The organism is Acinetobacter sp. ACNIH2 (assembly GCF_002934965.1).
Lineage (GTDB): Bacteria > Pseudomonadota > Gammaproteobacteria > Pseudomonadales > Moraxellaceae > Acinetobacter > Acinetobacter tandoii.
Genome location: NZ_CP026412.1, coordinates 1032442 through 1047145, shown reverse-complemented (window position 1 = coordinate 1047145; position 14704 = coordinate 1032442). Strand labels below are relative to the sequence as shown.

Here is a 14704-nt window from a genome sequence, read left to right as displayed (position 1 = left end):
GAAGTACTGGTTTAGACTCAACTCAATTCCTGTGGGTCTATATCCAAACTAAGTTTCATGCTGGAAGGCTTGTGCTGCAACATATTTTGCCACCAAGCTCTTAAGTAGTAATGTAAACGAGCCCGATCTTGGGAAAATAACACCATATGCGCTTGATAACGACCTGCTTTACGTTCCATCGGGGCGGGAATTGGTCCCCAAATATCGATGTTGAGTTCGGAAATCTGACGGAGTTGTTGTGCATGTTCAGTCAGATATTGCTGATTTTGTTCCTGACTTTTCGACTCACAGCGAATCAGCGCCGCATAACGATAGGGTGGGAACAATGCTTGTAGTCGTTCTTTCAACGTTTGACGGGCAAATTGTCGATAATCGCCATCTACTAAGGTGTGTAATAAAGGGTGTTCTGGGCGCAGGGTCTGCAAATAGACATCGCCTTTTTTCTCACCACGACCTGCGCGGCCCGCCACTTGAACAATGAGTTGGGCAGTGCGTTCTGGTGCACGAAAATCGACACTCAGTAAGCCTGAATCAATGTCCAAAATTGCCACCAAAGACACATAGGGAAAATGATGTCCTTTGGCGAGCATCTGCGTGCCAAGTAAAATAATCGGCTCACTTTTTTGAATGCGATCATAAATTTTTTGCCAACTACCGACACGACTGGTGGAGTCTCGATCCACCCGAATGACCTCAAACTCTGGAAAGAGTTCTTTTAAACTTTCTTCAACTTTGGCAGTCCCCATACCAATCGGTTTGAGTTCAGTATGATGACATTGCGGGCAATGATCTGGCATGCGATGAATGGTGCCACAATGATGACAATGCAAATGCTGATAAGGTTGAGTATGTAAGGTGAAATTGGCGTCACAATGCGGACATTTCGCTTGCCAAGCACAACTTTCACAAATCAATACAGGGGCATAGCCTCGTCGATTGAGAAAAATCAGTACCTGTTCTTTGCGCGCCAGACGCTTGTGCATTTCATCCAGTAAAAACTGACTAAAACCATACTGTTTGCGCCCGACTTTTAAATCCAAGATGTGCAACTTAGGCAACAGTGCCGTGCCTGCACGTTCATTTAATTCTAGTCGGGTCAGTTTACCTTGATCGGCCAGTGCATAACTTTCCATGCTCGGCGTTGCTGAACCCAAAATAATGGGGCAGTTTTCCAAATGCGCGCGATAGAGCGCGACATCACGCGCATGATAACGAAAACCTTCTTGCTGCTTAAAAGAGAGATCATGCTCTTCATCTAAAATGATCAAACCTAAATTATGCAACGGGGTATAAATGGCGGAGCGTGTGCCTAAAATAATCGAAGCTTTACCCATTTGCGCACTTTGCCATGCTTGCAAGCGTTTGGCATCCGTCAGTCCCGAATGCAGCAGGGCAATATGACAGTGGAAGCGCGATTGAAAGCGACTAATGGTTTGGGGTGTCAGCCCAATTTCAGGTACCAACACCAACACTTGTTTGCCTTGCTTCAGGACCTCGTACATGATTTGCAAGTAAACTTCAGTTTTACCACTACCCGTTAAACCATCCAGTAAATAGGCATGATAAGACGAGAGTGATTTTAGCACCTGCTGAATGGCATGCTTTTGATCGGGGTTGGCGGTCAGTGGCATTTGCGCCAAACTCAGGGCTTGTGGGCTAAAATCTTTTTGTTCTAAATAAGCCTCACAGATGCCTTTCTTTTCCAAAGCTTTTAAGGTGGCGGTTTCAATGCCCGCTAAATTCAAAATATTTTCTGAGGTACCTACAGGGTGTAATTTTAAAATTTTATAGGCATGTTGTTGTTTTTCAGAACGCTTGATTTTGTCCTCAGCATGTTGGTCTAGCAGAAGCCACATATGTGCCAGTAAATCATAAGGTTTGCCTTGCCGTAATAAGGTCGGCAGAGCACTCTGCATCACTTCACCAATCGGGAATTGGTAATATTGTGCGGCCCATGTCAACAAAGTTAAAACTTTATTATCTAGAATGGCATCGTCATCTAGCAAAGCTTGAATGGGTTTTAGCTTAAACTTGGGATTCTCAGGAGTATCAGGTGTGAGTTTTTGCATAATCACCCCAATTAAATTTCGAGATCCAAAGGGCACAGCAACACGCGCTCCGACTTTCGCCTGCGCATAATCCTCTGCGGAAATCTGATAGTCGAAGCAGTCGTAAACATGGGCTGGAACGGCTACGCGAATCCGATAAGGCACGAAAGGGGGCGATACTGTGTTTGGCATAAAAGGGTCAAAGGTTCCAGCTGAATGTTCGTCGTGTGAAGTCTTGAGTTATGTTAGAGTGTGCAAATAAAATTTATATTGAAGAATATGAATGATTTTAGGGGTCAGACGCAACAGCGCTGAAGGAAATTTCGGAAAATTAGAGCATTACAATGCCTGCATATCAATTTACCGCCATTGATGCTTTAGGGAAGCAGCAAAAAGGCGTGCTAGAAGGTGATTCGGCACGACAAATACGTCAGCAACTACGTGAGAAATCACTCATCCCGATTAGTGTTGATCCTGTAGAACACAAAACTAAACAGCAGGGATCACGCTGGTTTCAAAAAAAGATCACCGCCTATGATTTAGCTCTTTTTACCCGTCAATTGTCGGTGTTGGTCGCTGCGGCGATTCCTCTAGAGGAAGCTTTGCGAGCGGTTGCCAAACAAAGTGAAAAAGCCCATGTGCAACAATTAATTGTGTCGGTTCGTTCCAAAGTTTTGGAAGGGCACTCTCTAGCCAATGCCTTGCAGCAATCTGGGCGTTTCCCCGAACTGTACCGCGCAACAATTGCGGCAGGTGAGCGCTCTGGACATCTTGATTTGATTTTGGAGCAATTGGCAGATTACACCGAGAATCGCTTTGCCATGCAAAAGAAAATTCAAGGTGCCATGATCTACCCAATTATTTTAATGTTGATGTCTTTTGCGATTGTGATGGGGCTAATGACCTATGTGGTTCCTGATATTGTCAAAACCTTCGATCAAAATAAAGATGCTTTGCCTTGGATTACAGTTGCTTTGATGAAAGCCAGTGCCTTTATTCGCGTGGCTTGGCCATTTTTAGTAATTGCAACGGTAGTGGCAATCATATTTCTGTTACGGTTTTTAAAGAGTACAGCAGGACATTATGCTTTTGATCGTTTAACACTCAAATTACCATTATTTGGTAAGTTATCGCGTGGTATTAATTCTGCACGTCTTGCGAGCACTTTATCTATTTTGACCAAGTCAGGTGTACCGCTCGTAGATGCATTACGTATTGGCGCTGCGGTCAGCAGTAACTGGGTGATTCGAGATTCAGTTGATTTGGCGGCTGAAAAAGTCACGGAAGGAGGCAACTTGGCAACCCAACTGGAGCGCAGTGGTTATTTCCCCCCGATGATGGTACAAATGATCAAAAGTGGTGAAGCCTCAGGTGAGTTAGATCGCATGTTGGAGCGCGCATCTACAATGCAAGATCGAGAAGTCACAACCCTGATTTCGACTTTATTGGCGTTACTTGAGCCGTTAATGTTAGTGCTCATGGCCAGTATTGTATTGGTGATTGTGATTGCAGTGATGCTGCCGATCGTTAATATGAACAATATGATTTAAAGAATATAAAGATTGAAAAGTGAGTGGTTGAATGCAAGTGAATAAATATCAAACCAAACAATCCGGTTTTACTTTAATTGAAGTGATGGTGGTGATTGTGATTTTAGGGGTATTGGCTGCGCTGATTGTACCGAATGTCATGGGACGTGGTGAAAAAGCAAAAGTGGATACTACGGTGATCACCTTAAAGGGGGTTGCAGGTGCGCTGGATCAATATAAATTAGATAACGGTAAATACCCTTCTATGCAAGATGGTGGTCTGGATGCTTTGGTGAACCAACCCGCATCGGCAAAGAACTGGATGCAAGGGGGCTATGTTAAAGGCGGCTATCCAAAAGACAGTTGGGAAAATGATATTCAGTATATTATTCCTGGTGCTGAAGGTCGTGCTTTTGATTTATATTCATTTGGTGCCGATGGTAAAGAAGGTGGTGAAGGGACGGATGCTGATATTTATTATCAACCTTAATCAATATCACCTGAATTAATCGATGGAAATTATCACTTTATTTTATTGAATGACTCAATTAAAAATAAAGTGATAATCTTTCTTATTTATTTGTTTTAATATAAATATTTGAATTTTAATGATTAAATATAATAAATAGTTTTTGAGAGTTATAATAAGAATTATTCTTAACCGTAATGTTTACAAAAATTGTCAAGTATGTTGATAAATAAACTTTTTATTTAAAAAAAACCTAGCATAATGATTTTAAGAACAAAAATGTGATGGGGAATAGAATGAAAGCATTCGTTTTATCAGATGAAATCACCCAATTTCATTGGGCGATGCTGAAATCTGTTCTATTGATTTTAACAGTATTGCCGATGATGAATGGGGCAGTGAGCTTATGGCAAGGTGCCGAAGGCAGTAGCCAGATTATGATTGGCTTTTTTACCTTGAGTGTTATGAGTGCTTGGTTAGTGGTATGTTTTATGACTGCACTAAAAGCAACTGTCTGGCAGTCTCAAAGTCTCCATTCTGTCGTTGAGCAGAAAATTTTTCATGCTTATCGTTATGTGCCGATGCTGTTTTTATCTAGCTTGGTCGCTTATTTCGCGACTCAGTTTGCTTCAATGTTTTAATTGATTCTATATTTCTGCGGTTTGATTCAACATCAGAATAAAAAAGGGAGATTTTAAAATCTCCCTTTTTTATTAGCGTCTGCTTTTAAATGAAACATCAACTTTTCGTGGGCGGAAGAACCAACCCATAATCAAAAGTAACGCTGAGAAAATGAGAATTGGCCAGTCACTCAGACGGGTGTACAGTGTTTGACCCTGCATTGCAGGTAAATCACCCCGCAGTACTGCTTTTTGATCAATCGGCGCTTGGCGCACAATATGTCCTTGGTGATCAATAAAGGCAGTAACACCAGTATTGGTGGCACGTATAAACCAACGACCATTCTCTTTGGCACGCATTTGTACCATTTGTAAATGTTGCCAAGGGCCTGCCGTACCTGTAAACCACGCATCATTGGAAACGGTCACAAGGAAGTCACTGTTGCTGGCATTCCGTCGCGTCAGGTTCGGATAAGCCACTTCATAGCAAATTGCTGCTGCTAAATTATGCTGTTTGATATGTAGGGGTTGCTGATCGGATGCACCACGTGAAAAACCACTCATCGCAGGGTCATTTTGTAATGCAGGCAATACCCAACTCAGCATACCTGATAAGGGAATATATTCGCCAAACGGCACCAGACGTTGTTTTTTATACAATCCTTCGGATTGGCTGCCCAAAGCCATGATGCTGTTATAGAACATCGGACTACCATGTTGTTGAGATGCTTTTAAATCCCAATAAGGAATTCCTGTGACCCATCCCGTTCCCGTTTTTTGAGCTTGGACTTTCATAGCATCTAAAAATGGCTGAATGTCGGTTTGGAACATTGGAATAGATGATTCTGGCCAAACGATTAAATCACGTCCCCATTCACTACGACTGAGTTCAGCATAAATCATTAAGGTTTGGGTTTGATATTCGGTCAGCCATTTCAAGTCTTGCGGAATATTGCCCTGAATCAGAGAAACCGAAAGTGGTTTTTCATTTTTAGGTTGAACAAACTGAAGTTGTGCAGCCCCCCAAGCTCCGAGCAGTAAAATCAGGGAAGGAACTAACCAGAATAGGCGTTTGTTGAGGATTTCTACAATCGCGCAGGCCAAAAGGATGACGACGAAAGACACCCCGAATACACCAAATAGTGGAGCATAGCCGTCGAGGAAACGTTCGGTAAATGCGTAGCCTACAAACAACCAAGGGAAACCAGTAAATACCCATGTTTTCGCCCATTCAAAAAACACCCAAAGCGGGGCAAAGGTGAGAGGTGTTTCTGGGAAAAAACGACGGTAAATCCAAGTTTGTAGTGCAGTAAATAGCCCCATTACGAGAGCCATAATAGCAATCATGAGTACACTGAGCACGGCACTGGTATCGCCGTAGACATGGATGGAGGTATAGAGCCAAAAAGCACCGACAAACCACAGTCCGAAGCCGTACCCCCAGCCAATCAAGAATGCTTGTTTGGCTGAACGCTGGCGTAAGCAGGCGTAGAGTAAGGCAGGGGAAAGTAGAGCAATCCACCAATAATAGTAAGGTGCCAAGGAAAAACTCAACATGGCACCCGAGCAAAGGGAAATAATAAAAGGTAAAATCATGGGTAGCTGTTTTTGTTGTTGTGAAGACTTCAACAGCGCATGAAAGTATGTTCTCATTTAAGGACAGCTCGAATCAGATGAATAGTACGTGCATCTGCTTCTACAATGGTAAATTCCCAATCTCCAATTTCAATCACTTGACCTTGTAAATCGCTCACTAAACCAATTTCTTGAAGCAACAAACCGCCCATAGTTTCTACTTCATCATCAGGAAAATCAGCATCTAAAAGATTGTTAAAGTGTTCAATTGGTGTAAGTGCTTGAACTAACCAAGTATTGGCCGTTTTTGGGTCATCATCAGGCACAATATAGGAAGCTTCTTCATCCACTTTGTCGTGTTCATCCTCAATTTCACCGACAATCTCTTCCAGAATATCTTCGAGGGTAACTAGACCAGATGTCGTGCCATATTCGTCAATCACCACAGCAATATGGGTCTGGGTGTTTTTCAACATACGTAATACTTGGTCAGAGCGAGCACTTTCTGGCACAAACAAAGGCTGACGCATGAGCATGCGAATATCGACTTTGCTGGCTTTTTCGGTCAAGAAAGGCAATAAATCTTTCGCCAATAAAATACCAACTACGTTATCGGGTTGATCTGATGAAAAAACAGGAAAGCGCGAGTGTGCTGATTCAATCAAGACATGCAAAATATCGAGTAATTCATCATCTTCTTGCAGGCTAATCATGGCTGTGCGCGGTGTCATGACTTCGCGGATTTTTGTCGCTGGAAGATCGAATACGCCTTCAAGCATCGCAACCGTATCTGGCTCTAAAAAACGACGTGAATCTTGTACGAGTTTGAGCAATTCGTCGCGAGTTTCTGGTGCAATTCCTAACCATTTTCTTAAGCCACGCATACCCCACGACGGGCTTGATTCATCGTGCATGATCTTTCCTAAAGATGCTAAATATCAAAAAATTATTTTCATCATACCTTAGAAAATGCAGATGTCTATGCAAAAAGTACAGCAAAATATGAATGTTATCGTCATCTTTTACTGAATTAAATAGACCTAAACTTTAAACGTCACACGTTTGCTTGCTCAACAGATAAGCAGGGTAAGTGCTGCTGTGTCATTTCGAGTTTATGTTAGAATAACGCTGAAAATGTATGAAGAGTTCCTTGATGTCTGAATCCTCTGTAACCCCGACCCTGCAATTAAATACCCGTGGATTACGTTGCCCTGAACCAGTAATGATGTTGCATCAAGCTATCCGTAAATCTAAATCTGGAGATGTGGTTGAGGTCTTCGCAACAGACAATTCAACTTCGTGGGATATTCCTAAATTTTGTATGCATTTAGGCCATGAGTTGTTGTTGCAAGAAGAACGCTTAGATGAAAATGGTAATAAAGAATTTCATTACTTGGTGAAAAAGGGCTAAAGCAAATGTCTTAAGCTTTAGTACATGGGTTTGAGTCGAATAACGACTAAAACAATTAATACAGCTCATTTTAGGACATAAAGATGAAAAGTATTCCTCTATGCTTAGGGTTTGCTATTTTTGCCTTATTCGGTTCAACTGCATGGGCAAAACCTTGTGAAATTCCAGTACAAACCATGAATGTTGCGGGTTTAAAGGTCGGGCAGAGTATCCGAGAGTTTCAAAAGCTTCACCCTACAGCAAAATCTGTGGTTTTAGGGGGGAATAATTACCAGTTAAAGTTTACGGATGGGACTGATGCTCAGATTAAAAAAACAGGCGTGAGTTCAGTTCAACATATTCGTTATGATCCAGATACTAAAGTCATCACTTCATTCAGTTTAAGTTTTCTGGATGGTTCTATGGCAAATTATGAGACGGATTTGGATCTTTTTAAAAGCAGAATTCTTAAAAAATTTAAAGTGGCCCAGAAAGGTTGGGTGCAAGAGAAGAATAAATACACCTATCAATGTGATGATTATCGAATAGAGATTCATCAGGACTACGGTGCCGAGCATACAGCGATTGGGCCAACAGTCATGGTGTTTGGGCAAAAATCGACGATGTTTTAATAAAAAACTCCCCTCAAATTGAAGGGAGTTTTGATGAAGAAATTATTTTGATTGAACAGCAGTGTCGAGACGAGCTCGACACTTTTTACTGATCTTACATATTAGGGTAGTTTGGACCACCGCCACCTTCTGGTGTTACCCATGTAATGTTCTGTGATGGATCTTTAATGTCACAGGTCTTACAGTGAACACAGTTCGCTGCGTTAATCTGGAAGCGTTTTGAACCATCATCATTTTCCATGATTTCATAAACACCCGCAGGGCAGTAGCGCTGTGCAGGCTCATCCCATTTTGGTAAGTTCACGTTCACAGGAATTGAAGCATCAGTGAGTTTCAAATGTGCAGGTTGGTTTTCTTCATGCACGGTGTTCGAAACAAAAACAGAAGACAAACGGTCAAAGGTCAATTTACCATCTGGTTTTGGATAGTTTGGTTTAAATGTTGCTGCATCTACTGTTTTTAATGCACTAAAGTCAGGCACAAGGTCATGTAGTGTAAACGGCACTTTAAACACGTTCTGGTCGATGAAGTTGAATGCACCACCCATCCATTGACCGAATTTGTGCATCGCAGGGCCAAAGTTGCGGGCGTTGTATAACTCTTCTTTTAACCAACTGTTATTGAATTTTTCAGTATAAGCCGTGAGTTCTTTCGCGAAGAAGTCTTCACCTTCGGTTACACGGGCAATCGCCAGATCACCACCTTTTTCAACACCAGCTTGAATCGCTTCAAATACAGCTTCACCGCACAACATGCCAGATTTCATGGCCGTGTGAGAGCCTTTGATTTTAGCGAAGTTCAGGAAACCTGCATCATCACCAATTAAAGAACCACCAGGGAAAGTGAACTTCGGTAATGAGTTGAAACCACCTTTTACTACGGCACGCGCACCATAAGAAATGCGCTTACCACCTTCTAGGTACTGTTTCACCAGCGGGTGAGTTTTCCAGCGTTGCATTTCTGCAAATGGGTACATGTGTGGATTTTCATAAGATAAATCCACGATCATGCCCAACGTCACTTGGTTGTTTTCAGCATGATATAACCACCAACCGCCAGAAGAACCTGTTTCGCTTAAAGGCCAACCAGCACCGTGCATCACCAAACCTGGTTTGTGTTTTGCAGGATCGATTTCCCAAAGTTCTTTAATCCCGATACCATAGTGCTGTGGGTCTGCATCTTTGTCCAAATTAAATTTGGCAATCAGACGCTTACCTAAATGACCACGACAGCCTTCTGCAAAAATGGTGTATTTGGCATGCAATTCATAACCTGGGGTGAAGTTATGCGTAGGTTCGCCATCTTTACCAATCCCCATGTCACCTGTTTGGATCCCTTTTACAGTACCATCTTCATGGTAAAGTACTTCGGCCGCAGCAAAGCCTGGGAAAATCGAAACTTCAAGCTCTTCCGCTTTTTGACCTAACCAACGTACCACGTTACCTAACGAAATCACGTAGTTGCCATCATTGTGCATGGTTTTAGGCACCATCCAATGCGGTGCTTCCTGTGCTTTTTCAGGCGACATCAAGAAATAGGTTTTATCTTCCGTTACAGGAACATTTAAAGGCGCACCTTCTTCTTTCCAGTTTGGGAATAATTCGTTAATCGCACGTGGTTCTAGTACAGCACCAGAAAGAATATGTGCACCGACTTCGGAGCCCTTTTCTACCACACAAACGGATAAATCAGATAAATTGTTTTCAATCGCAAGTTGACGAATTTTGATCGCAGCAGAAAGACCTGCAGGGCCTGCGCCTACGATAACGACGTCAAACTCCATCGATTCACGTTCGATGTGTTCCATGTAGGACTCCTCATATTACTTAAAGGTGGCAACTGTATGACTCTTTACAGTGCTGCCATGAGTGTTCTTAAATAGTCGGCACAAATGGATTATCATGCCTTTTATATTGTGGGCTAGTATAGTTTTAAACCGTGGTCTAGCCAATTGGCTGAATCATAATATTTTTACGTCATGTAGGCATTAATTCATGGTAAATCAAACTAATTCCAACAATGCGACGAATAATACAGCGAAAAATGATGATAAAAACATAATGAGTATTGCACAATACTTAAAAAGTGCACAGAGCGGTCACAAAAGGTCAATTCCCCCTATGGCGCAATGGCAGCCAAAGCATTGTGGCAAAATGGATTTGAAGGTTTTGGCTAACGGAGAATGGTGGCACGAAGGTCAATTGATTAAGCGCCAGTCTTTATTAGACCTGTTTTCAAGTGTGCTTTGGAAAGAAGAAGGGCGGTTTTATTTAAGGACACCTGTAGAGCAAATTGAAATCGAGGTTGAAGATGAACCTTTGTTCGTCAATCGAGTTGACTCTACGGTCATTGCAGACAAAAAATATATTCAATTCACCACAACCAATGCTGATCTAATTATTGTGGATGCTGAACATCCAATTTTCATGCGTGAATTTGCCGGAGAGTTACGTCCTTATGTACATGTGCGCTTTGGAATAAATGCCTTAATTCAGCGTTCCGCTTTTTTTCATCTCATTGAAATGGGCGAGTTGGTTGAAAATAAGCAAGGCGATACCATTTTAAGCCTACAAAGTGGTGATTTTCACTTGCAATTGGGCACCTGAGGTTTAAGCTTTATTCATTCTGATCTTTCATCGTCAATAGTGTGTTATGACAGCCATTCATCCGATTTACCCCTTAGTTGATCCCATGCCTAAAGCGCAATCGGATGCACCCATTGGAATTTTTGATTCAGGTATTGGCGGGTTATCAGTGGCGCAGGAAATTGCACATTATTTGCCGAATGAACGCATCGTTTATTTTGCAGATACAGCGAATGTGCCTTATGGTCCACGTGAGGATCAGGAAATTCGTGAACTGACGGCACGTGCCATAGAGTGGTTATACCGACAAGGCTGTAAAGTCGCTGTGGTTGCATGTAATACGGCCTCAGCTTTTAGTCTGGATTATTTACGTGAACATTACGGAGAAAATTTCCCGATTATTGGCTTAGTGCCTGCGTTAAAGCCAGCCGTACTGCAAAGTCAAAGCAAAACGGTTGCAGTTTTGGCAACACCTGCGACATTTCGTGGCAAGTTGATTAATGAAGTGGTACAGCGTTTTGCTATTCCTTCTCAGGTGAATGTTTTAGCAGTGACGTGTTTGGACTTGGTGCCTTTTGTCGAAAGTGGTCAGCAAATGAGTACAGCCTGCCTAGATACCTTAAAACGCATTTTACAACCCGTAGTCGATCAGGGTGCGGACTATTTGGTACTAGGATGTACGCATTATCCGTTCTTAAAACCTGCAATTGAATCAATTTTTGGGCAAAAAATGACATTAATTGACTCTGGATATGCCGTTGCTCGTCAAACTTCCCGTATTTTGTTAAAAAATGAGTTATTATTTGAACAGAGACGGAAGGATGGTTTACCACGGATAGCATGTTATGTCAGTGGAAATAATGCCAAGCATTTAGAATCGATTGTGCAACATCTCATTCCACCTGATTTGAGTTGGAGTATTGCGAATATTGTCATGAAATAAATGCAGAACAATAATCCGTCTTAAAACTTGAGTATCAATATTAAAAATTGGGGTTGTCATACTGTAAGACTTTGATTGCGGTATGCAAAAGAAAAGGTGAGGATAACCAATGATCGATAAGCGTTATCAGATATTTATTTCGACCTCTGGAGCAGATATGCAGCCAGAGCGCATGATTTTGTCTCAAACCTTAGTGGGCATGGGATTTTTTTCGTGGGGACTGGAACAAAGAACACCATTAAGCACCGCTTTTGCACGCCGCCAAATTGATGATTGTGACTATGTTATTATACTTTTGGGTAGCCAATATGGCGAACAGTCGGTTTCTGGTGTGGGTTATATGCATCTGGAATATATTTATGCTGTGACCAAGCAAAAACCCATTATCGTATTTATGCATGAAGATCCTGCCTCACGTGATCCTGCCTTACATGACCAGAAACCAGAGCTGAAAGAAAAATTTAGCGAGTTTCGGAAACTGTTACAGCAAGAAGTTGATCAGGTTTTTACCTACCGAACCTTGCGTGATTTAGAAATGGCTGTGCGTTTAAATATGACGCAAATGTTGGAGCGTTATCCAACTACAGGTTGGGTGCGACCTCAAAATGCACAAAAGTTACATGATGAAATTGACCGTTTGAAGGCTAAAATTAATCAGCTAGAACAAGATTTAGGCACACGTGAAATCGACCCATTTTTAACCTTGCCGAAAGTGGCAATGAATGAAGCCTTTAGTTTTGAATATCGTGTACATGCTTATCAGGATGGTAATTTTAAAGAACTGAAGATTCAGAAAACCTTAACTTGGTCGCAGCTCTTGGCGGTATTGGGCAGTACTTTTTTAAACCCAACACCTGAAGAATATTTTTCTAAACGCATGAATGAATATTTAAATGAAATTGGATTGGCCGATGCGCGCATCGAAATGCCTCGGGCACATGCGGTTGCCCGTGCACAAATCAATATTCGCGCATTACATAATATTAAAATGCAGATGCGTCAAAATGAATGGATCAGTCCGGCTGGACGGGATGACCGTCAACGCATGTTATGGAAATTAACCCAGAAAGGGCATAATTTACTCGAAAGTCATTTGCTTTCGGATAATCGTGTTTCTCTATAGAGAGAATTGTATTTATTCATATTTCATTTCATTAAAAAGTTGTTAAAGTGAGTGGGTTAAATTGGAAATAAAGGTCAACTCATGCCTGCGGAAAAAGCAAAAATCACCGTTATTTTAGCCAATTTAGGCACGCCCGATGCACCCACTGCACCTGCGGTCAGAAAGTTTTTAAAACAGTTTCTTTCTGATCAACGTGTCATTGAAATTCCAAAGCCGTTATGGCAAGTCATTTTACGTTTATTTATTTTACCGTTTCGTCCGAAACGTGTTGCGCATGCTTATGCCAGTGTATGGTCAGTAGATTCTCCCATGCGTGAAATTTTATTGGCGCAGGTGGAGCAAGTTCGAGCAGCTTTAACAAAAGCGTATCCAGAGTTTGAGTTAAACGTGGTTCCTGCCATGACCTATGGTCAACCTGGAATGAGTACAGTTCTTGAGCAAATGACTCAAAATCCGCAAGATCATATTCTTTTACTGCCACTTTTTCCACAGTATTCAGCGACTTCGACAGCCCCTTTATATGATCTATTGGCACAGTGGATGCAAAAGCAGCGTAATTTGCCTGGACTTTCGATTGTCCGTGATTATTATCAGCATCCTTTGTATATTCAGTCTTTGGCCCAGAGTGTAAAAGAGTATTGGGCGGAACATGGTCGCGCGGAAAAGCTTTTGATGTCATTTCATGGCATTCCACAGCCTTATGCTGATAAGGGAGATCCTTATGCAGACCGTTGTCGTAAAACAGCTCAATTGTTGGCTCAGGCTCTGGATTTAAATGATGAAGAATGGGCCATTAGCTTCCAGTCACGTTTTGGTAAGCAGGAATGGGTCAAGCCTTATACAGACCAATTATTGCAAGATTGGGCAGCACAAGGGATTAAGTCGGTTCAAATCATGAGTCCTGCATTTTCTGCTGATTGTTTAGAAACTTTAGAAGAACTTGCTATTCAGAATGCCGAATTATTTTTATCATTGGGCGGTGAGCAATATGTGTATATTCCTGCCTTGAATGCACGTGAAGACCATCTGCAATTGCTCTTGTGCTTATTGCAAGCTAATCTTGATGGTTTGAAACAAACATTAGCATCTGCCTAAGAGAGACCAGCGACTATGCTTCAAGTGAAAATTGTACCTGTAACTGCATTTCAGCAGAACTGTTCTATTGTTTGGGATTCTGAAAGTAAAGAAGCAGTACTGATAGATGCAGGGGGTGAGCCTGAGAAATTACAGGCTGAAGTTGAAGCATTGGGGTTAACGGTAAAAGCACTGTGGTTAACGCATGGGCATTTAGACCATGCAGGTGCAGTAGGTACTTTAAGTCGCATTTGGAATATCCCCGTCATTGGCCCACATAAGGAAGATCAATTTTGGCTGGATATGCTGCAAGAGGTATCCGAGCGTTATGGCTTTCCAATCCCAGAAAAAGTTCAAGTGACGCAGTGGCTTGAAGGTGGTGAAACATTACACTTAGGTGAACAAAGCTTTGAAGTCCGTTTTGCACCTGGTCATACACCAGGGCATGTCATGTTCTATAACGCAGACTATGGTTTGTTATGGACTGGAGATGTGCTGTTCAAAGGTTCAATTGGGCGTACCGATTTTCCTCGCGGGAATCATCAACAATTGATCGACTCAATTCAGCGTGAATGTTTTAGCTTACCTGATGAAACGCAATTTATTTCTGGACATGGACCACTCAGCACAATCGGTTTCGAAAAACAGCACAATCCTTTTGTGGCCAGTAAAGCGGGTTAGTTCTGTGTCAGAGGACGAGTCGCAAAGTAAACAGA

At 42.0% G+C, this 14704-nt stretch carries 14 protein-coding genes; 10 read left to right on the top strand and 4 right to left on the bottom strand.

The features are described 5' to 3' along the window. Positions 1-17 precede the first annotated feature (17 nt). Complete coding sequence (locus tag C3F34_RS04900) at positions 18-2240, bottom strand: primosomal protein N' (protein ID WP_104441175.1); 2223 nt, start codon at positions 2238-2240, stop codon at positions 18-20. Positions 2241-2392: 152 nt separating this feature from the next. Between C3F34_RS04900 and gspF the strand changes: the two genes are divergently transcribed. From gspF to C3F34_RS04885, 3 genes are all read left to right on the top strand, one after another. Further along, a complete protein-coding gene (gene gspF, locus C3F34_RS04895; RefSeq protein WP_104441174.1) occupies positions 2393-3598 on the top strand; it encodes a type II secretion system inner membrane protein GspF in 1206 nt (401 codons plus the stop codon). Between the two features lie 31 nt (positions 3599-3629). Further along, positions 3630-4067 carry a type II secretion system major pseudopilin GspG gene (gspG, locus tag C3F34_RS04890; protein WP_016168363.1) on the top strand — a complete coding sequence of 146 codons (438 nt, stop codon included), beginning with the start codon at positions 3630-3632 and terminating at the stop codon, positions 4065-4067. Between the two features lie 275 nt (positions 4068-4342). Then, complete coding sequence (locus tag C3F34_RS04885) at positions 4343-4687, top strand: hypothetical protein (RefSeq protein WP_044740574.1); 345 nt, start codon at positions 4343-4345, stop codon at positions 4685-4687. Positions 4688-4759: 72 nt separating this feature from the next. On the opposite strand, the gene lnt is transcribed toward C3F34_RS04885, so the two are convergent. Together lnt and C3F34_RS04875 are read right to left on the bottom strand one after the other, a co-directional pair. Then, positions 4760-6319, bottom strand: a complete 1560-nt coding sequence (gene lnt, locus C3F34_RS04880) for an apolipoprotein N-acyltransferase (RefSeq protein ID WP_104441173.1) — start codon at positions 6317-6319, stop codon at positions 4760-4762. Then, positions 6316-7155 (bottom strand): HlyC/CorC family transporter, encoded by an 840-nt coding sequence (locus tag C3F34_RS04875; protein ID WP_044740572.1) that lies wholly within the window; start codon positions 7153-7155, stop codon positions 6316-6318. The genes lnt and C3F34_RS04875 overlap by 4 nt, the downstream gene beginning before the upstream one ends. 239 nt (positions 7156-7394) lie before the next feature. On the opposite strand from C3F34_RS04875, the gene tusA reads away from it, so the two are divergent. Together tusA and C3F34_RS04865 are read left to right on the top strand one after the other, a co-directional pair. After that, positions 7395-7652 carry a sulfurtransferase TusA gene (gene tusA / locus C3F34_RS04870; RefSeq protein ID WP_016168359.1) on the top strand — a complete coding sequence of 86 codons (258 nt, stop codon included), beginning with the start codon at positions 7395-7397 and terminating at the stop codon, positions 7650-7652. Positions 7653-7735: 83 nt separating this feature from the next. After that, the gene (locus C3F34_RS04865) at positions 7736-8263 is read left to right on the top strand and encodes a hypothetical protein (protein WP_104441172.1); all 528 of its coding nucleotides are present in this window, start codon (positions 7736-7738) and stop codon (positions 8261-8263) included. Positions 8264-8357: 94 nt separating this feature from the next. Here C3F34_RS04865 and C3F34_RS04860 read toward each other — a convergent pair whose 3' ends face one another. Continuing rightward, positions 8358-10070 (bottom strand): electron transfer flavoprotein-ubiquinone oxidoreductase, encoded by a 1713-nt coding sequence (locus C3F34_RS04860; RefSeq protein WP_016168357.1) that lies wholly within the window; start codon positions 10068-10070, stop codon positions 8358-8360. Positions 10071-10257: 187 nt separating this feature from the next. Here C3F34_RS04860 and C3F34_RS04855 point away from each other — a divergent pair, with 187 nt between their 5' ends. The 5 genes from C3F34_RS04855 (at position 10258) to C3F34_RS04835 (ending at position 14669) form a co-directional block, all read left to right on the top strand. Further along, positions 10258-10869 (top strand): DUF1285 domain-containing protein, encoded by a 612-nt coding sequence (locus C3F34_RS04855; protein WP_104441171.1) that lies wholly within the window; start codon positions 10258-10260, stop codon positions 10867-10869. A gap of 46 nt (positions 10870-10915) precedes the next feature. Further along, complete coding sequence (murI, locus tag C3F34_RS04850) at positions 10916-11791, top strand: glutamate racemase (protein WP_016168355.1); 876 nt, start codon at positions 10916-10918, stop codon at positions 11789-11791. A 109-nt stretch (positions 11792-11900) separates the two neighbouring features. Beyond that, positions 11901-12914: a DUF4062 domain-containing protein gene (locus tag C3F34_RS04845; protein ID WP_104441170.1), complete on the top strand. Its 1014-nt coding sequence runs from the start codon at positions 11901-11903 to the stop codon at positions 12912-12914. Positions 12915-12995: 81 nt separating this feature from the next. Next, on the top strand, positions 12996-14009 hold the full coding sequence (gene hemH / locus C3F34_RS04840; protein ID WP_104441169.1) for a ferrochelatase: 1014 nt from the start codon (positions 12996-12998) through the stop codon (positions 14007-14009). A gap of 15 nt (positions 14010-14024) precedes the next feature. Continuing rightward, complete coding sequence (locus tag C3F34_RS04835; RefSeq protein WP_016168352.1) at positions 14025-14669, top strand: MBL fold metallo-hydrolase; 645 nt, start codon at positions 14025-14027, stop codon at positions 14667-14669. Positions 14670-14704 lie beyond the last annotated feature (35 nt).